Here is an 18,147-nt window from a genome sequence, read left to right as displayed (position 1 = left end):
GTCGGTTCATCGTCGGTCACTTCCCCTTGCCGAAGTCGGCGCGGTTGGCCCGCAGGTACAGCACGGCGAAGACCGCACTGATGAGGATCAGGACATTGCCCACCACGGCGCCCTGGCCGAAGTCGAGCTGCAGGAAAGACAACTGGTACGTGACCGTGCCCAACGTCTGCGTGGAGTCCGCGGGACCGCCCGAGGTCAGCGCCAGGATCAGGTCGAGGATCTTCACCGTCGACATGAAGCCCAGCACGAGCACGACCGTGATCACCGGGCGGAGCATCGGCAGCGTGATGCTGCGGAACGTACGCCACGCGCCGGAACCGTCCAGCGACGCGGCCTCGTACAGCTCGCGCGGGATCTCCTGCAGACCGCCGTAGAGAATCACCATGTTGAACGGGATGCCGATCCAGATGTTGACCAGGATCGCCGACAGCAGCGCCACACCGGGGCTGCTGAGCCACGGCACACCGTCCTGCGGGGCCAGGCCGACCGCGTGCAGGGCGGTGTTGAGCATCCCGTGGTCCTGGTCGAGGATGCGCCGCCAGACGACGGCGGAGACGACCATGGGCACGAGCCACGGCAGGAGCAGGATGGCGCGCACGAACCCGGAGAGCCGGAAGCGGCGCGAGAAGAACACGGCGAGCGCGAGGCCGATGGTGAACTGGCCGACCAGCGAGCCGACGGTGAAGACGGCCGTGTGCCACAGGGCGTCGGTGAACAGCTCGTTGGAGAAGACGGCCCGCCAGTTGTCGAGACCGTTGAACGGGGCCTCGCCGGTGAAGTACGTCTTCGGCGTGTAGTGCTGGAAGCTCATCACGATGTTGCGGACGAGCGGATAGCCGAAGAAGAGCGCCATGTAGGCGAGCGCGGGAAGGACGAAGAGCCAGCGGAGCAGTCCGCGGCCCCGCGGGGCACGCCCGGTGGCGGACTTCGCCTTGGCGGCCCCCGTGCTAGGCGCGATGGAGGTGATCGTGGTCATGGCCGGTTCCTCACTTCCCCGCCGAAGCCTGCTGCTGGGCCCGCTGCAGGGCCTGTTCGGGACTGGTCCGCCCGGTCAGCACGGACTGGAAGGCGCCCGCGAGCGCGTCCCCGACGACCGGCCAGCCGGTGCCGACCTTCGCGGTACGGGAGCGGGCCGTGGTGACCAGGTCGGCGAAGGCGGCGAGCTTGGGGTTCTGCTGCGCGTACGCCTCGGCGGCGGCGGAGCGGGTGGGCACGTTGTTGACCGACTCACCCCACTGGAGCTGGTTCTTCTCGGAGTTGAGGCAGTTCAGGAGCTTGCCCGCGTTCTTCTCGCGGGCCGGGTCCTCGTCGTTCTTCGGTACGGCCATCACGGTGCCACCGATGGGCGGCACCGCGGCTTTGCCCGCCTCGGGCACCGGAATGCTCGCGACCGCCCAGTCCACGTTCTTCTGGGCGCTGAGGACCGGCACCTGCCACGGCCCGTTGATCATCATCGCGGCGCGGCCCGCGACGAACTGGTCGTTGACGTCCTGCTGGTTCCAGTTGACGACGGACTTCGAGGCGGAGCCGTCCGCGACCAGGTCCTTCCACAGCTGGAGGGCGGCCTCGCCCCTGCCGTTGTCGAGCTTGGCCTCGTCACCGCCGGCGGACCAGAAGAACGGCAGGAACTGGTAGACGCCGTCCGCGTTGGGGCTCGCGCTGAAGGCCATCCCGTACGTGTCGCCGACGGTGAGCTGCTTGGCTGCGGCCCGCAGCTCGTCCCAGGTGGTGGGCGGCGCGATGCCCGCCTTCTTCAGCAGCGCGGTGTTGTAGATCAGCGCGAGGGAGTTCACGGAGCGGGCGATGCCGTACTGGGTGCCGTCGTACGAGCCGAGGGAGGTGGCGCTCGCGGAGAAGCCGGAGGTGTCGACCCCGACTTCGTCGAGCGGTCGCAGGCCCTCCGTCTGCGCGAACTGCGGCAGCTCGGACCCGTCGAGTTCCAGGATGTCGGTGAGCGAGTCGGAGGACGCCATCCGCAGCGCCTTCGAGGCGATCTGGTCGGCGGGCACGCTGATCTGCTCGACCTTCAGGCCCAGCGGCTCGGCGCAGCGGTCGAAGAACCGCTGGTTGGCGCCGTGTTCGGCGGTGTCGGTGGCCGAGTTGAGCACCGTGACGGTGCCGGGGTCGGGCTCGGCGGCGCATCCGGTCAGTCCCAGCGCGAGGGTGCTCGTGGCGAGCGCCGCGGCGAGGGCGGGGAGGGGTATGCGTGGTCGTCCGGTTGGGGACGGCATGATCGGTTCTCCATTACATGTGCGGCTCTGGACATGCGGGGGTAAGGCGGGGGTGCGTGGCCGGCCGTGCCGAACGGGCGGCCGTCGCGGTCAGCCGGACGGCGGCGGAGCGATGGCGGGCCCGGCCATCCGCGGCTGGATGAGGTGGTGCGGCGCGCCGGAGGGCACGGTCGAGGCAGGTGCCGCCGTTGTGGGCTTCTGGGACGACGCCGGCCGGCCGTCGCAGCCGGCGCTGATCGCGTCGATGGCGAGCCGGGCCACGGCCGTGGACATCTCCGCGACGGGCAGGTCGATCCGCGGCAGATGCCGGATGCCCAGCTCGTCCGGGAGGCTGCCGACGAGGACCACGGACAGGTCCTCGGGGACCCGCAGCCCGGCCGAGGACACGGCGTCCAGCAGGTGGGGGAGGAGGATCAGGTCCTGGACGACCAGCGCGGTCGGCGCGGGACGCACGGCCAGCGCCTCGCGCAGCCGGCGCCCGAGCCTGACCGGGTCGCGGTGCGAGGAGAGCACGCGCACATCGGCCCCGGTCTCGGCGGTCGCGCGCCGGGCGCCGTCGAGGCCGCGCACCGCATAGCCGCGCCGCGCGGCGATCTCGTGCTCGGCCGACGACAGGAAGACGATCCGCCGGTGGCCGGCCGCCGCGGCCTCACGGACGGCGAGGGCGACCGCCGCCTCCCAGTCGAGATCGGTCCAGGGCAGCGCCGCGTGGTCGTCGTGGCCGAGCAGTGCTGCGGGGAAGCCCAGCCCGTGCAGGACCTCGATACGGGGATCGCGCTCCTCGACCGCCATCAGCACCGCCGCGTCCGCGAGCCCGCTGCGGGCCACGCGGCGCAGCGCGCCGGCACCGTCGCCTTCGGTGATGAGGAGCACGTCGTATCCGTGCCCGCGGGCGGCGTCGGTGACATCGATGGCGAACCGGCCGTCGATCGCCCGGTACTCACCGGGCACGCGCGGCACGGCCAGTGCCAGCACGTTGGTGCGGGAGCTGCGCAGTGTGCGGGCGCTGGCGCGCGGGTGGTAGCCGAGCTCGTCGATCGCCGTCTGCACCGCGCGCCGGGTGTCCTCGGAGATCTTGCGGGAGCCGCTCAGGACGTAGGACACGGTGCTGGGCGCCACGCCCGCCCGCTCGGCGACGTCCTTGATCGTGGCCATCTCCGCCTCCGTCCGCCCGCCTTCGGGCCCGTCGGGTTCATCGAATTCATCGAATCGATTCGATGAACGGCGTGACTTTAGGCAGACGAGGCCGGGAAGGGCAATACCCTTGGCGATATCTCCGGTTTGCGATCGAGGAGTTGGCGAGGGACGGCAACGTCGGATCGACCGGCGCCGTCACCGGTCCGTTCTCGCAGAGGGGCGCGTCGGCAGGTTCGCGTGCCGGAACCGCGGATTCGTTGATCATGCAGGCCGATGGACGCCAGTGATGCCCGTTCCTGCAAGCCCGGCTTCAGCGCCGGGTAGTTGACGCCTGACTGGTGGCTGCTCGCACCGCGGTCAGGCCGCACCGGTATGGTTCGTCGAGCTCGCCGTCGGGGAAGAGCCGTGCCAGCGCGGTGCGGTTCGCGTCGAGGAGTGCGGCCCGCTCGACGGGATCCATGACCACGAAGTGCGAGTGGGTGCCGAGGTTGCGGATGTGCTCCTCTACGGTGATCCGGCGTGACCACGTGATCTCGTGGGTGGACACCTGGACCGGAAACGGGGCGAACAGCTCGGCCACGGTCGTCGGGAAGCTGCGGGTGAAGGGCGCGAGCCGGGCATCCTCCGCCGCGACCCACGGGACACGGACGTCGGCCTGGTTCCACCACAGGGCCAACACGCCGTGCGGGCGCAGCACGCGCAGCGCTTCGGGGACGGAGCGGGCCGGGTCGGTCCAGTGCCAGGCCTGCGCGTAGGTGATCAGGTCGAAGCTGCCGGCGGCGAACGGCAGGCGGTTGCCTTCGCCCCGCACCAGCGGGACCTCCGGCTCGGCCCGGCGCAGCTCTGCGGCCATACCGGCGCCCGGCTCCAGGGCGATGACGCGGGCGCCGCGCTCGCGCAGCAGCCGGGTGGCGATACCGGTGCCGGCGCCGCAGTCCAGCACGTCGGCGCCGGCCAGCGCTCGGCCGGCGAGCTCCTCCACGGCGTCGAAGAGGGCCGGCGGATAGCCCGGGCGGGCGGCGGCGTACTGCGTGGCAACGCTGTCGAAGGACAGGGCGCGGTCTTGGTTCGCGTGGGATGCCATGGCCGCGATCTTTCCGGGCGGAGGGCGGAGTTGCCAACGGTGCACAGCGAGGTCGGTTGAGGCGGCGATGTCCATTGAGCACGCGGAGGACGACTGCGCCTGAGTACCCGTACTCAGGCCGATTGTGTCGCTTGGCTCTGACGCGGCCGGTCTGTGTTCCCCACGATGGAGTGCTCCCGCGTCGAGAGAGGTGCTTATGGGCCGTGACCTGCAGCTGCGCGCTGCCACTCCGGAGGATCTGGAGTGGATCTACGAACTGCGTCACCGGGTGTACGCACAGGAGTTGGGCCAGCATGTGCCGGATCCGGCCGGTCGGCTTCGCGACGGGCTGGACGGCGACAACGTCTACCTGGTCGCGGCGCGGGGCGCGACCCGCATCGGCTTTGTCAGCCTGACGCCGCCCTGGTTGGGGCGGTACGCGCTGGACAAGTACCTGACCCGCGACGAGCTGCCGCTGCTGACCGAGGACGATGTGTTCGAGGTGCGCATCCTCACCGTCGAGCCGCGCTGGCGGGCCACCGCAGCGGCACCGCTGCTGATGTACGCGGCGCTGCGCTGGATCGCCGCCCGGGGCGGTCGCCGGGTGGTGGCGATGGGGCGCACCGAGCTGCTCGACATGTATCTGGCCGCCGGCCTGCGCCCGGTCGGCCGTACCGTCCACAGCGGTGCGTTGACGTTCGAGGTGCTGACCGGCAGCGTGACCGAGCTGACGAAGGTCACGATGGACCGTTACCGCACCACGCTGGAGCGTCTGCGGTCCGCAGTGGACTGGCAGTTGGACGTGCCGTTCGCACCCCGGCCGGACGGCTGCGAACACGGCGGCGCATCGTTCACCGCCATCGGTACGGACTTCCGTAGCCTGCACCGACGCCATCAGGTGGTCGCGGCCGACGTGTTGGACGCATGGTTCCCGCCGGCCCCCAGGGTGCGGGCGGCGCTCACGGAAGATCCGGCCTGGGCCGCCCGGACCTCGCCGCCGACCGGCGCCGAGGGCCTGCTGGCGGAAATCGCCACGGCCCGGGCACTGCCCGCGGAGACGCTCGCGGTCGGCGCCGGTTCATCCGACTTGATTTTCAGGGCCTTTGGTCAGTGGCTGACTCCGGAGAGCAGGGTGCTTCTGACAGACCCGGGCTACGGCGAGTACGCCCATGTCACGGAGAGGGTGATCGGATGCCGGGTGGACCGGTTCCGGTTGCGCCACGAGGACGGCTGGCGGATCGATCCGGCCCGGCTGTCCGCTGCCGTCGGGTCCGGCCGCTACGACCTCGTTGTCGTGGTCAACCCGAACAACCCGACCGGACGCCACGCGCCGGCCGCTGAGTTGCGCTCGGTGATCGCCGCCGCGCCGGCCCGGACCCGCTGGTGGATCGACGAGGCATACCTGGGCTACGTCGACCTGAACGAGTCGCTCGCCGGCCTCGCCGCGACGGACCCGCGGGTGGTGGTCTGCACCTCACTGTCCAAGATGTATGCGCTGTCCGGCATGCGGGCCGCGTACCTGGTGGCCGAGCCGAACACCGCGTCGCAGCTGCGTCGTTGGACGCCGCCCTGGCCGGTCAGCCTCCCGGCGCAGCTGGCCGCGGTGGAAGCCCTGCGCGACCCGGCGTACTACAGCGACTGCTGGCGTCGCACCCACGCGCTGCGCCGGCAGCTGGCCGCCGACCTGGCCGGGCTGGACAAGGACGTGGTGGTCGAAGAAGCCGTGGCGAACTTCCTCACCGTGACCCTGCCGTCCGGCGGGCCGAGTGCCGCACAACTGGTGAACGAGTGCCGCCGCCACGACGTATACCTGCGCGACCTGTCGCCGTTGTCGTCGGAGTACCAGGGGCGCACCGTGCGCATCGCGGTCAGGGACACCGCCGAGAATGCGCGCATCGTGGCCGCGTGTCAGGCCACCCTGGACATACTGCGGCCGCGTTCGGCCTCGCTGGTCTCGAGGCCTGAGATGCATGAGATGCCTGAGGGCGTTCCCGTCGCCGGATCCACTCGATGATCACCGTGGCCTCCCTGGCGCCCTACCTCGGTGGGGCGTTGGCGCTGGGTGGTATTGCGGTGGCGGCGTCCCGACGCCGCGAGCTGCTGATCCGGTGGTGCGCCTGGGCGGTCGGAGTGCCACTGGTCACCGGTGCGTTCTGGCTGGGCCGGCCGGGCGCCGCGGCCCTCGCCATCGCGGTAGGGGTGATCGCGGTCATGGAGTTCGGCGGGCTGATGCTGCTGGGCTGCGCGGACCGGGTGGTGCTGGCCGCGGCGGTGGCAGGCGTGGTGCTGGCCGCCTGGTTGGCGCCCGGACAGGTGCTCCGGGTGGTCGCGACCGGGGCGCTCGCGGTGGCCGCGGTGCCGCTCCTGGCCGGCGACTCCGAGCACGGCCTGCGCCGGCTCGGCGCCGGCCTGCTGGGCCTTGCCTGGCTGAGTGTGCTGGCCGCGCTGGTGCCGCTCGGGGCGAGCGCGCTTGCGTTGTTCGTGGCGGTCTCGGTCGCCGACATCGCGGCGTACTTTGCCGGTCAACGGCTGGGCGGGCCGCGGCTGTCGCCGCTGTCGCCGGCCAAGCGGTGGAGCGGGACGCTGGCCGGGGCCGCGGCCGGCCTCGGCGTGCTCGCCGTGCTGTCCGCGCTGAGCTGGCCGATGGCGGTGGCGGTGGCGGTCGGCGGCCCGGCCGGCGACCTTCTCGAATCCATGATCAAAAGGGGTGCGCAGGTGAAGGACGCAGGCCGCTGGCTACCCGGCTCCGGCGGCCTGCTGGACCGGATCGACTCGTTGCTCATCGCGCTGGCCGTCCTGCTTGTCCTGCGCTGACCCTCAGGTGACCCCCGTCAAGGTCGGCCCAGGCGGTGATCGCCGTTTGTGAACGTATTGTTGGACGGGGTGTCCGATGACTTTTAGGGTCCTCCGTGAGCGCTTTGGGGCGCCTGCTGTTTCTGACTGACCTGAAAGCGGATTTTTCGTGATTGATGGGGTTTCCCGTCCGACCCTGCTCCTGGTACATGGGGCATGGCACGGCGGGTGGTGCTGGGAGAAGTTGGCGTCGGTACTGCATGCCGACGGGTGGCGCACGCGAGCGGTCGACCTGCCCAGTGCCGGCGGGCGGGCGGGAGTGCAGGACGACGCGCAGGTGGTGCTCGGAGAGCTGGAGCGCATCGAGGGCCCGGTCGTGGTCGTCGCGCACTCCTACGGCGGCATACCGGTCAGCCAGGCCGTCGCCCAGGCCGGGAACGTGTCGCAGATCGTCTACCTGGCGGCGTACCAGCTCGATGTCGGTGAGAGTCTCCTGGGGTTCCATGGCGCGCCCGTTTCGCCGGGGCCGCGCGACGTCGAGGCCGTACCGGATGATCCGGTCGGGCTGTTCTACGGTGACGTGCCTCGGTCCGAGGCCGAGCAGGCCGCCGCGCGGCTGGTGCCGCAGAGTACCCAGTCCTTCAGGGACGCGCTGACTCGGGCCGGGTGGCACACCATCCCGTCGACGTACATCGTCTGCGAGGACGACCGGGCCCTGCCTGTGCAGAGCCAGCAGACGCTGGCGGCCAGGTCCGGTGCGGTCCACCGCATCAAGAGCAGCCACTCGCCATTCCTGTCCATGCCGGGGGAGCTCGCTGCTCTCCTGTCGGAGATCGCCCTCGCGTCGGAACCGGGCACAAGGAGAACGTCGTGAACAGCAACATCGGCCAGGCGGAGACGGGCGCGCCCTCCAGAGAAGAGATCAGGGCCGAACTCGTCGGACGTGCCATCGCCCTGCAACCGCTGCTGCGGGACCAAGCGGCCCGCGGCGAGTCGGAGCGCGTCCTGCCGACGGAGGTCGTCGACGCCCTGACCGAGGCGGGCGTCTTCCGGCTGCTGACCCCAGGCGGTACGGCGGCTACGAGACCGACCTGCGGACCCTGATCGAAGTCTCCGAGGCCCTCGGGGAGGGCGACGGCTCGGCGGCCTGGGTCGGGATGATCATCTCGGTGACCAACTGGCTGGCATGCCTCTTCCCGGACAAGGCCCAAGAGGAGGTGTTCGGGGCCGATCCGGATGCGCGCGTGACCGGCGTGGCGGCGCCGACGGGCATGGGAGAGCGGGTGCCCGGCGGCCGGCGCGTCAGCGGGAGGTGGTCGTACAACTCCGGTGCCCCGCATGCCACATGGGCCGCGGTCGGTGCACTGCTGAAGGACGACAACGGAGCAGTCACGGACCAGGCGCTCGTGCTGATCCCTGCCTCGGACCTGGATGCCGAGGACACCTGGCACACCGCGGGCATGAAGGCAACCGCCAGCAACACCCTGACAGGGCGGGATGTGTTCGTTCCCGAGCACCGCGTGCTGTCGGTTCCCGCGGCAGCGAAGCCGCTGTCGTTCACCGTCCACAGCCGGCAGGCGGACTCGGTGGGCGTCCAGCTGCAGACGGCCGAGGCGGCGCTGAAGCTGGAGACCGCCCGCCTGCACACCTACCGGGCCGTGGACGAGGTGGACCAGGCCGCCTCCTCCGGCGCTCCCCTGGACTACGCCGCACGTGCACACGTCAGGGCCCGGGCCGGCTTCGCCGCACAGCAGGTACTCGAGGCGGTCAGCACCCTGCTGAACGTGCATGGCGCGTCCTCGTTCGCCGACGTCGGCCCGCTGCAGCGCATCTGGCGTGACGCCACGTCGCGGCGCGCCACGCCGGCCTGGTCCCCGCGGTCGGCCTGGAGGTCTACGGCAAGTCCCTCCTCGGCGTCAGCGAGCGGGTGAGCCTGATGCTCTGAACCCGACCCGCGGCGGCGAGCGCTCGTGGCGGTGTGGGCAGGGCCGCTCACCGGTGATCTGCAGACACACCGCCCGTCCGGTTCCTTAGGATGCGTGTATGCCTTCCACCACGCGACGACCCTCCAGTGCGGCCGACCGGCGGGCCGCCCTCGAAAAGCGCATCCTGGCCGTGATCGAGGAGTGCCTGCGCGGCGGTGTGACCTACACCGAGCTGAGCGTGGAGCAGATCGCGCACGCCGCGGGGATCTCTCGTTCGACGTTCTATCTGTACTTCCGTGACAAGGTCGACGTGCTGCTCCGGCTGAGCGGCTCCCTCAAGAAGGAGAGCTACGCGATCACGGTGTCCTGGCGGCCGACCGGCCCCGACGGCGGCCTGGACGGCCTGGCCCGTACGTATGAGCTCATCCTGCGCCATTACCGCGAACATGCGGCCCTGCTCGCGGCGATCAATGAGGTGGCCGCGTACGACCCCTTGGTCCGCGAGGCGTGGACGGCCGACCAGGACCGCTTCATCGACAACCTCGTGACGGTCCTGCAAGAGGAGCAGCGGGCCGGCCGTACCCCGGCGGACATCGACCCCGAACTCGCGGCCAAGGTGATCGTCCAAGGAGGCGGTCAGGTCATCGCGCAGCAGGTGGCGGGCGGCGACGGCAGCGACGACGCCGTCGTGGCCCGCGAGCTGGCCCGTGGCTACTGGTACGGCGTGTACCGCCGCCCGGCAGGATGACTGGTCGCGTCAGCGTTTGAGGGATGCGGCGTCCCCCATCACGATCACCGGGTGCTGTTCGGGGTCGAGGGCGCGCAGGAGTTCCCTCATGTGCTGCTGCACCATGCTCACGCAGCCGTGTGTGGGCCCGCCGTGGTCGACGTGCAGCCAGATGCCGCCGCCCTTGTCGGCGCCGAGAGGGCGGGTCCAGTCGAGGGGGGAGGTTCCGGGCTTGCGGTTGTAGTTGATCGCGACGACGTAGTCGAAGGATCCCGCGAGCGGTTCGCCCTCGAAGCCCGTGCCGCCGATGGTGAAGCTCTGCGACTGGTCGTACGGCAGCTCGGTGCCGGGATCGGGGAGCAGTCCGCCGGCGTCGGTGAGGGTGAACACGCCGATGGGCGACCGGAGATCACCGAGGCGGTGGTTGTCCGTCCAGCCCTTGAGAGCGTTGTGGGCCGGCCAGGTGGCCCCCGGCTCCCAACTCGTGCCGGTGCGCTGGTACAGCACCACGTTCGACTCCGAGGAGTTCTTGCCCCGGCCGGTGACCAGCACCACCTGGCGCGCGTTCGCGGGGACGTCGGCCAGCGTCCGCGGACCCAGGCCCGGTAGCTGCTCGAGGACGGACACGGCGGACGCTTCGCCGTCCGCGGATGTCCGCCCGGGCATGGCCTGTGTCGTGCCGGCGGCGGCCGCTGCGCTGTGCGCGCCGGCGGACGTCGGCCGGGCGGCGTCGGCCGACCCGACGCCCGTCCCCGCGCACCCGGCGAGGGTGATGGACAGAGTCAGGACGGCTGGTATCCCCAGACGGTTCAGGCCCGGGACAGTGGAAGTCGTTGCCAGAAGCCGCCGTCGCGACGAGCGACGGATCGATGAAGTAGCCATGGCCATCAGCCTGGATGTGACTTGTGAGGAACTGATCAGCTCCGACTCACGACATCGGACCGGTTCGGACGCCGTGATGACGGCCGGCGGCGGTGCCTTCGCAACACGGCCAAGGGCGTACGCCCGGCCCGGCATGCGGATATCAGGAAGTCGTCAGGGCGTGGGAAGCCCCTCACCTGGTCCTGGAAGCCGATCGCGCACGCTTAGAGTCAGCTGCGTGTGCGCACATATTCTGATTGCGGAAGACGATGAGATGCAGGCTGAGTTGATACGACGGCTGCTGCTTCAGGACGGCCACAACCCCGTCGTGGTCACCGACGGCCGGGCTGCCATCGACGCAGCCGAAAGCCGCCGACCCGACCTGGTCGTCCTGGACCTGATGCTGCCCAAGATCGACGGTCTCGGCGTGTGCCGTGTGCTGCGCCGGCACGGGGACATACCCGTTCTCATGCTCACCGCCCGCTCCACCGAGGACGACGTGCTGCTCGGCCTGGAGCTCGGCGCGGACGACTACATGACCAAGCCGTACAGCCCACGGGAACTGCTGGCCCGCATACGCACCGTGCTGCGCCGCACCCTCCGCCCCGCCGACGACTCCCCAGTGCTCCGCGCGGGCGGCATCACCGTCGATCCCGCACGGCACGAGGTCGCTTGCGACGGCATCCCCGTCCCGTGCACTCCCGGTGAGTTCGCCATCCTCCACGCCATGACCGCGGCACCCGACCGGGTCTTCTCGCGCCGTCAACTGCTGCAGCTCACCCGGGGCCACGACCGCGCCTCCACCGAGCGCGCCATCGACGTACACATCATGAACCTGCGCAAGAAGATCGAGCCCGACCCGCGCAGACCCGTCCGGCTGCTGACCGTCTTCGGCGTCGGCTACAAGCTCACCGGGCTGCCGACATGAGGCCCGGCCCCCGCATCCCCTGGCGCAAGAGCCTGTTGGTCCGGCTTCTTCTCACCTCCATGACCATCGCCGTTCTCTCCGTCGGCGCCACCGCCTGGCTGGCCGTGGAGACCACCACGCGGGCCATCCAGGAGGAGCGCGGCCAAGTGCTCTCCGACGACACCGACATCCTGCGTCAGCTCAGCGGCTTCGCCGCGACCCACGCCGACTGGAGCGGAGTGCAGCCCTCGGTCCGCGCGCTCTCGCGCACCATGGGCCGGCGCATCGCCCTGACGACCGAAACCGGGCACACCATCGCCGACTCGGCCGCCGTCGGCACCGCCCTGCCCGCCCGCGCATCGGCCACCGTCGACCCGCTGACCACCGACACCTACACCGAGCCAGGAGCCCAGCTGGCTGGGATCGACCCGCGGGCGGTGGGACCGTATCTGCTCACCGCGGCCGAACGGACAAGGGTGAAGACAATCGCCGAGAAGCGTCTGGTGTGTATGCGCCGGTACAGGAGCGACGGCAGCCTGCAACAACTGCCCAGCGGCCGTACGGTAGTCGTCGCCCCCGACGGCGGACCGGCCTCCGTGCCGCTGGAGTGCGCCGACGGAGTCCTCAACACACCCACGCGCACCGAACAGAAGGCACTGGACGAACTCAACGTTCTGGCCAAGCGCTGCTTCGACCTCGATCCCAAGAAGGGGCGGGACGCCACACCGGTGGGAATCGGGGGTGAACTCATCGCCGGCGTCGATACCCCGGCGGGCGACCGTGCCCGCGGGCTCGGTGTCAGCCAGCAGACGCAGACCTGTGTCGACAGCGCTCGCCGCGCACAACTCGACCCGTACGTCGCCCCGAGGGCCAGACTCTATCTGGGAAACCTGGGCGGGCAGCCCGCAGGCTTCGACCTCTCGCCCACCAACAAGGCCAAGATCATCGGCGTCACGGCGCTCGTCCTCGCCGTCACGATCGCCATGACCACTGTCGTCGCGATCCGCCTCGTCCGTCCCTTGCGAGCCCTGACAGCCGCGGCCCAGCAGCCGCCGCACCGGCACGCACGCGTCGCCGTCACCACCAAGGACGAGACCGGCTATCTGGCCGCCGCCTTCAACGACCTCACCGCGCGCCGCGAACACCTGGAAGCCCAACGCAAAGCCATGGTCAGCGACATCGCCCACGAACTGCGGACGCCGCTGACCAATATCCGAGGCTGGCTGGAAGTCACCCGCGACGGGCTGGTCGAGCCGGACCCGGACCTCATCGCCGCCCTGCACGACGAGGCACTGCTCCTGCAGCACATCATCGACGATCTGCGCGATCTCGCCGCCGCCGACGCCGGCACGCTGAAACTGCACCGCGAACCGGTGTGCGCGGACGACCTCGTCGCCCAGGCGGTGTCGGCCCACAGCACCCGCGCCGAAACCTTGGGCATCCGCCTGCACGCGCACGCCGACTCCGGCCTCTGGCTGGACGCCGACCCCGTGAGGATGCGCCAGGTTCTGGGCAATCTCATCTCCAACGCACTCCGGCACACCCCCACGGGCGGTACGGTCACGGTCACCGCGCGGGACAGTGGTGACCTGGCCGTTCTCACAGTGGAGGACACGGGCAGCGGCATCGCACCCGAGGACCTGCCCCATGTCTTCGAACGCTTCTGGCGAGCTGAGAAGTCCCGCAGCAGACACACCGGCGGTAGCGGACTGGGCCTGTCCATCGTCCGCCAGTTCGTCGAGGCACACGGCGGAACCGTCACCGCCGACAGCGAGCCCGGCAAGGGAGCGGTGCTCACCATCCGGCTCCCATGCGCCCGGTGCGAGGTATTCGCGGTTTCGGGGGAGTGAAAGTCGCTCTTCTCGCTCGGGCGGGCCGGAGTGGGCTGTTGCAGGCCCCGGCCGACGAGCACCGACGCCCACGGGACCACGCGGCCGGCCGCGTGGTCCCCAGGGCGTGACGTCAGCTCTGAAACGGTCGCGGCGCCAGGCGGCGCGATCAGGCGGGCACTCGTTCGGCGGCCCTGAGAATCGTGGAGCGTGACTGATGGCGACGCTCGTAGTCCAGCACCCGACGGATGTGGATCGGTTCCGCGTCGGCGAGCCGCTTGACGATCTCGTCCGCGGTCATGCTGTCGTAACCGGGCCAGGGCACAGGCCCGAGCAGCTCAGCGACCCTGCCCAGGACGGCGGCGCGGCCCGCGTGAAACCGTTCGTAGGCGCCGACCGTGGCGAGATCCGACTGGGACAGGCGCGGGAGCCGGTCCAGGATCATTCTGGTGCTCAGCTTGCGGTAGTCGGGGATCGGCAACTCGTCCTCCGCGATCAGAGCGCCCTCCGGTGCGCCCAGGAACCGGTCCGCGCCCGGCATGCGCTCGGCCGTCTCGCGCAGCCAGCTGCTCCAGTCGCGGACCGCCTGTGCGGCGCCGCCGGCGCTCGGGCCCTCGCTGGTCTCGGCGGCCGCCACAGCTGCTTCGGCATGCTGTTCCAGACTGCCGGCGAGCTCTTCCAGCGCCTCCTCGTCGTCACGGCGGATGGAGCTGAGCAGCTCCGAGCTGGCGGCGTCCTCGGCTTCCTGGGCGATGCGCTCTGCGGCCCGGCAGACCGCCACGGCCAGCGCGGTGACCGCATACTCGTCCTCGGCGTTCTTCAGCAATTGCTGCTCCGATGCCGTCCCCCGGCCCCGGAACACGACGCTCGGGACCGACATCGCCACGTCGATGGGCAGCCGGGCTGCCTGCTCGGTCAGGCGCCAGGCGTTCCCCAGAACGGTTGGCACCACTCCGCGGGGCTGCAACGTGGCCAGGCGTTCGTCGATGCGGTACACGTGGCCCCGGGCGTCGCCCATGCGGCGCTCCAGGACCTCCCGGTACTCACCGGGGGGTGTGACCGTGAGGTGGGCTTTGAAGCGGTCGGCAAGCGACTCCTTGGCCTCCCGGACCTCGCGCAGCGCGGGAACAAGCATGTCTGTGGCTACGGCCATCACGATTCCTTCGGATGTGTCGATGGTCGGCAAGAATCGGCCGGAAACCGGCCCCGCCCCCACACCCACCGTGCCCCGAAACCGTCGGCCCCGCATCTCCCGCCCGGCGCACCCACGGCATATGTCGATCTACACCCGGGCGCCCGACTTGCGCGATGTTTCATATGTAGTTCTATGGATCCAGCGTGTTCCGCCAGGCAGGGCAAGTGTGGTTCATGCAGGGAAGGTGATCGGCCACGGGCATTCCATTCGGGCCGCAACTGACGGTGCCGGGGCTGTCGCCGGCGCGCGGCGTGGGTGTCGAGGCGGGCAGGGCGGCGGTGCGTCTGGCCCGGCTCCCGGTCGACATGGCCACGGACGGTTTCGGGCAGCTGATTGGGCTGTTGGGTCGTGCCACGCCCTGGCGGTCGACGGGCCCGGGTGATCCGCCACGCACCGATTCGGGGATTCCGGTGCTGTTGGTGCATGGGCTGGCCGACGGGGCATCGGTCGTCCCGCCGCTGCAGCGCGAGCTGCGCGGGGACGGTGTGGGCCCCTTCATCCCGGTCGCCTGCAACGCGTTCGGCCCGGACATCCCCACGGCGGCCCGGAAACTGGGCGACCAGGTGGAGCTGGCGTGTGCCCACGGCGCGGGGCGGGCCGCGGTCGTGATCGGGTACAGCCTGGGCGGGCTGATCGCCCGCTACTACGTGCAGCGGCTCGGCGGTGACGCCTACGTGCCGCTGGTGATCACGCTGGCGACGCCGCACGGCGGGACCGCAACCGCCCTGCTGGCCCCGGCCCATCCGCTGCTGCGCCAGCTACGGCCGGGAAGCGAGCTGCTGGTCGAGCTCGCCGAGCCGGCCGAGGGATGCCGCACTCGGTTCGTGGCGTTCTACGGCGACCTGGACGAGGCCGTCATCCCCGCTGCCCGGGGCCGTATCGACCATCCGGACCTCAAGGCCCGCAACGTGCTGGTGCCCGGCGTCGGCCACCTGACGCTGCCTCTTCACCGGCCGGTCATCGACGAGATGCGCGCGCTGCTGGCCGCGGCCCAGGTCACGTTCGCCGTGTGCCCCGCGCAGGGAAGCTCTCCGTAGCGCGGTGGGTCGGTCCAGGGCACAGTCGCCGTTTCCCGTGACAGGAGGGGCAAAACGGAGGACGCTGAAAGACAGCTGGTAAGGACGTCAGCACCTGTGCGGACGGACAGCATGGCCTCTTCGCCCAGCCCCAAGAGCGGGTCGACGGTACGCCCGTATCGTCCCGACGACGAACCGGGGGTGCGAGAACTGATCGATGCCGACCGGCTGCCGGGACAGCCACGCTGCACCCCGGAGAGGCTGGCCGCCGCACGGCGTGGTCTGGTTCCCCCGGTCGGCTGGGCGATACCGGCTCGGCCGCAGATCAGCGTTCTGTCCAGTGCCGGGGACCGCCCTGAGGGCGTCATCGCGTATCTGTCCTGGATCGATGTGCACACCGGGTTGATCTGCTGGCTCTACGCCCATGAGGAACCCTCTGCCCTGCGCGCTCTGATCGGTCATGCCCTCGCCGAGCTCGCACCCTGCCCGCTGATCGAGGCATTTGTCGGTGGCCCGCCAGGCCCGCTGGGGCCGGGCGGCCTGCCCCGCGCCCACCGTGGCGCCACCCATGACGCCCTGCTGCGCAGTGGCTTCACCGGCCGTCGCCAGGGCTGCTATCTGTACTGTGCGCTGTCTGCCGAATTCGCCCCGGCCAAGCCGGTCGCCGACGTCGTTCCCTGTGACTTCCCCCCGGGCCAGCGACTGATCGTCCGCGAGGCGGCGGAGCCAGTCGCAGAGGCCGTGGTCAGCGTAGGGCCCGACGGCACTGCGACCGTGTACTGGATCGAGACCCTGCCCACTCACCGCCACCGTGGCCTGGGCCACAAACTACTCGGCCAGGCCCTGGCCCTGCTGGCCGAGCAGGGAGCCAGCGAGGTCGCCCTCGTCGTCGACGACCCCCCGCACCCCGTCCACGACAGCCAGGCCGCACCCCGGCTCTTCGACTCCTTCGGCTTCACCTCCGTCGACGAGCTGTGGACCTACCAGTGCCGACGCCCCTGAGCCCCGCGACCTGCCATGTGAGCCCGGTAGTGTGAGCGACCCTGAAAGGGCCGCCGACATCGCCCGTCGCGCCCGCTGTCCTGTCCTCGCGAGCGAGGCGGCGGGTCATGAGGGGAACGGCTGTCTCGGTCGGCGCAGGGGGATGAGCCACAGGATGACGGCGCCGAGCAAGTAGGCCAGTAGTGCCTCGCCGGGCAGGCCGAGGGGGCCGTGGTCTGCGCGGCCTGCTGTGGTGATGCCGAGGAGCCCGACGAGCACCGTGGCCAGTCCCGCGTACGTCAGCACCAGGCGTGCGAGTTTCCCACCTCGTTGGATGTCGCGGTGTACTGCGTCGCCGTGTGGCCGCCGACTACGTCGTTCTGCCCGGCCGAAGATGGCCACGAGCACCGTGAGCATGAGGAGGAGGCATGCCAGCCAGGGCAGCCGCCACAGGAACCAGTCGGCTGAGCCGACCGGCGGTTGGGCCATCAGCCCTCGCGGGTACAGAGCGACGGCCGCCAGTACGACAGCGGCCATGTGCCACAGAAACACCGTCAGGATCACACTGTTGACAGCCACCACCATGAGCCATGGGCGGCGCCTGCCCAGCCAGCGATCGGCGCGTCGGCGCAGCAGGAGCGCGAGCCCGATCTGGGTGGCCGCGAGCGCGAGCAGGGCGAGGGTGGGCGGCGCGGTGTTCTGCACCTGTTCGCCCGGGACGGCGACCATGCTGACCGGATACGGTCCCGCCGCGGTGAGCAGCACAAGCGCGAGCAGGCCGCCCGCCGTCATCACCTGTGCCGGCCGTCGGCGGTCGGTGAGCCTGCCGTCCCGCCAGACGAAGCCGAGCTGGTAGACAGCCAGCCACACGAGCAGGTAGTTGGCGGCGGCGTAGGGCAGTCCGAGCAGGAACCTGGCCGCGTCGGCCGCCGCCACCGCGGTGACCAGGACCACCGGCAGGATCATCCCGACCCGCTGATGCAGTGGGTACAGCACCGGAGTGAGGACCACGACGGCGACGTAAGCGGTGAGGAACCACAGCGGAATCGAGGCCAACCAGACGGCGGTGCCCACGAGTTGGGGATCCGTGCCGAGGAGGCGGGCGAGCAGCGCGGACGCCGTCAGGGTGACCAGGAACACCGTCGTGGGGCCCAGCAGGCGGGCGCTGCGGGTGATCAGCCAGCCCGCGACGTCACCTCCGCTGCGGCGGTGGGCCAGGAGCGATGCTCCGTTGGCGTAACCACCCACCAGGAAGAACAACGGCATGACTTGGAAGAGCCAGGTCAGCGGGTGGCTCCACGGCACGGCCACAAGCGCGCTGAATCCGCTGAGACCATCGGCCTCGTCGTAGGTCACGGCGACGACCAGCCAGTGGCCGAGCACGACCGTCGTGATCGCCACGGCGCGCAGCAGGTCGATGTACCGGTCACGCTGCGGTGGCGTGTTCTCGGCCGTCTTGCGGAGATCGCTCAGCACCGGACC

17 protein-coding genes are annotated in these 18,147 nt (G+C 70.6%); 10 read left to right on the top strand and 7 right to left on the bottom strand.

Going from position 1 to position 18,147, the window contains the following annotated elements:
- Positions 1–16: 16 nt before the first annotated feature.
- From ACKTSN_RS01950 to ACKTSN_RS01935, 4 genes are all read right to left on the bottom strand, one after another.
- Positions 17–976 (bottom strand): carbohydrate ABC transporter permease, encoded by a 960-nt coding sequence (locus tag ACKTSN_RS01950; protein ID WP_409467475.1) that lies wholly within the window; start codon positions 974–976, stop codon positions 17–19.
- Positions 977–986: 10 nt separating this feature from the next.
- Entirely contained in the window at positions 987–2,231 is a 1,245-nt protein-coding gene (locus ACKTSN_RS01945; protein WP_409467474.1) for an ABC transporter substrate-binding protein, read from the bottom strand.
- 90 nt (positions 2,232–2,321) lie between these two features.
- Positions 2,322–3,386 (bottom strand): LacI family DNA-binding transcriptional regulator, encoded by a 1,065-nt coding sequence (locus tag ACKTSN_RS01940; RefSeq protein ID WP_409467473.1) that lies wholly within the window; start codon positions 3,384–3,386, stop codon positions 2,322–2,324.
- A gap of 292 nt (positions 3,387–3,678) precedes the next feature.
- Positions 3,679–4,452, bottom strand: coding sequence for a class I SAM-dependent methyltransferase (locus tag ACKTSN_RS01935; RefSeq protein ID WP_409467472.1), 774 nt, complete (start codon positions 4,450–4,452; stop codon positions 3,679–3,681).
- 196 nt (positions 4,453–4,648) lie between these two features.
- Here ACKTSN_RS01935 and ACKTSN_RS01930 point away from each other — a divergent pair, with 196 nt between their 5' ends.
- From ACKTSN_RS01930 to ACKTSN_RS01905, 6 genes are all read left to right on the top strand, one after another.
- The gene (locus ACKTSN_RS01930) at positions 4,649–6,445 is read left to right on the top strand and encodes a histidinol-phosphate aminotransferase family protein (RefSeq protein WP_409467471.1); all 1,797 of its coding nucleotides are present in this window, start codon (positions 4,649–4,651) and stop codon (positions 6,443–6,445) included.
- Entirely contained in the window at positions 6,442–7,245 is an 804-nt protein-coding gene (locus tag ACKTSN_RS01925; RefSeq protein WP_409467470.1) for a phosphatidate cytidylyltransferase, read from the top strand. The genes ACKTSN_RS01930 and ACKTSN_RS01925 overlap by 4 nt, the downstream gene beginning before the upstream one ends.
- A 148-nt stretch (positions 7,246–7,393) precedes the next feature.
- The gene (locus tag ACKTSN_RS01920; protein WP_409467469.1) at positions 7,394–8,098 is read left to right on the top strand and encodes an alpha/beta fold hydrolase; all 705 of its coding nucleotides are present in this window, start codon (positions 7,394–7,396) and stop codon (positions 8,096–8,098) included.
- The gene (locus ACKTSN_RS01915; RefSeq protein ID WP_409467468.1) at positions 8,095–8,328 is read left to right on the top strand and encodes a hypothetical protein; all 234 of its coding nucleotides are present in this window, start codon (positions 8,095–8,097) and stop codon (positions 8,326–8,328) included. The genes ACKTSN_RS01920 and ACKTSN_RS01915 overlap by 4 nt, the downstream gene beginning before the upstream one ends.
- Before the next feature lie 65 nt (positions 8,329–8,393).
- Positions 8,394–9,155 (top strand): acyl-CoA dehydrogenase family protein, encoded by a 762-nt coding sequence (locus ACKTSN_RS01910; RefSeq protein ID WP_409467467.1) that lies wholly within the window; start codon positions 8,394–8,396, stop codon positions 9,153–9,155.
- A gap of 112 nt (positions 9,156–9,267) precedes the next feature.
- Positions 9,268–9,897 carry a TetR/AcrR family transcriptional regulator gene (locus ACKTSN_RS01905; protein ID WP_409467466.1) on the top strand — a complete coding sequence of 210 codons (630 nt, stop codon included), beginning with the start codon at positions 9,268–9,270 and terminating at the stop codon, positions 9,895–9,897.
- Between the two features lie 9 nt (positions 9,898–9,906).
- Here the strand turns inward: ACKTSN_RS01905 and ACKTSN_RS01900 are convergent, their stop codons facing one another.
- Positions 9,907–10,758: a L,D-transpeptidase family protein gene (locus tag ACKTSN_RS01900; RefSeq protein WP_409467465.1), complete on the bottom strand. Its 852-nt coding sequence runs from the start codon at positions 10,756–10,758 to the stop codon at positions 9,907–9,909.
- Between the two features lie 217 nt (positions 10,759–10,975).
- Between ACKTSN_RS01900 and ACKTSN_RS01895 the strand changes: the two genes are divergently transcribed.
- On the top strand, positions 10,976–11,665 hold the full coding sequence (locus tag ACKTSN_RS01895; RefSeq protein ID WP_409467464.1) for a response regulator: 690 nt from the start codon (positions 10,976–10,978) through the stop codon (positions 11,663–11,665).
- A gap of 59 nt (positions 11,666–11,724) precedes the next feature.
- Positions 11,725–13,494 carry a sensor histidine kinase gene (locus tag ACKTSN_RS01890; RefSeq protein WP_409467463.1) on the top strand — a complete coding sequence of 590 codons (1,770 nt, stop codon included), beginning with the start codon at positions 11,725–11,727 and terminating at the stop codon, positions 13,492–13,494.
- Between the two features lie 148 nt (positions 13,495–13,642).
- Here the strand turns inward: ACKTSN_RS01890 and ACKTSN_RS01885 are convergent, their stop codons facing one another.
- A complete protein-coding gene (locus tag ACKTSN_RS01885) occupies positions 13,643–14,626 on the bottom strand; it encodes a hypothetical protein (protein ID WP_409467462.1) in 984 nt (327 codons plus the stop codon).
- A 452-nt stretch (positions 14,627–15,078) separates the two neighbouring features.
- Between ACKTSN_RS01885 and ACKTSN_RS01880 the strand changes: the two genes are divergently transcribed.
- Both ACKTSN_RS01880 and ACKTSN_RS01875 read left to right on the top strand, forming a co-directional pair.
- Positions 15,079–15,705: an esterase/lipase family protein gene (locus ACKTSN_RS01880; protein WP_409467461.1), complete on the top strand. Its 627-nt coding sequence runs from the start codon at positions 15,079–15,081 to the stop codon at positions 15,703–15,705.
- Between the two features lie 111 nt (positions 15,706–15,816).
- Positions 15,817–16,686, top strand: a complete 870-nt coding sequence (locus ACKTSN_RS01875) for a GNAT family N-acetyltransferase (RefSeq protein WP_409467460.1) — start codon at positions 15,817–15,819, stop codon at positions 16,684–16,686.
- 105 nt (positions 16,687–16,791) lie between these two features.
- Here ACKTSN_RS01875 and ACKTSN_RS01870 read toward each other — a convergent pair whose 3' ends face one another.
- Positions 16,792–18,141 carry an acyltransferase family protein gene (locus tag ACKTSN_RS01870; protein ID WP_409467459.1) on the bottom strand — a complete coding sequence of 450 codons (1,350 nt, stop codon included), beginning with the start codon at positions 18,139–18,141 and terminating at the stop codon, positions 16,792–16,794.
- Positions 18,142–18,147 lie beyond the last annotated feature (6 nt).

Origin of the sequence: Streptomyces flavusporus (genome assembly GCF_046267975.1) — a bacterium.
Lineage (GTDB): Bacteria > Actinomycetota > Actinomycetes > Streptomycetales > Streptomycetaceae > Streptomyces > Streptomyces flavusporus.
Note: the sequence above shows the minus strand (reverse complement) of the source record. Positions and strands in the feature narration are given on the sequence as shown.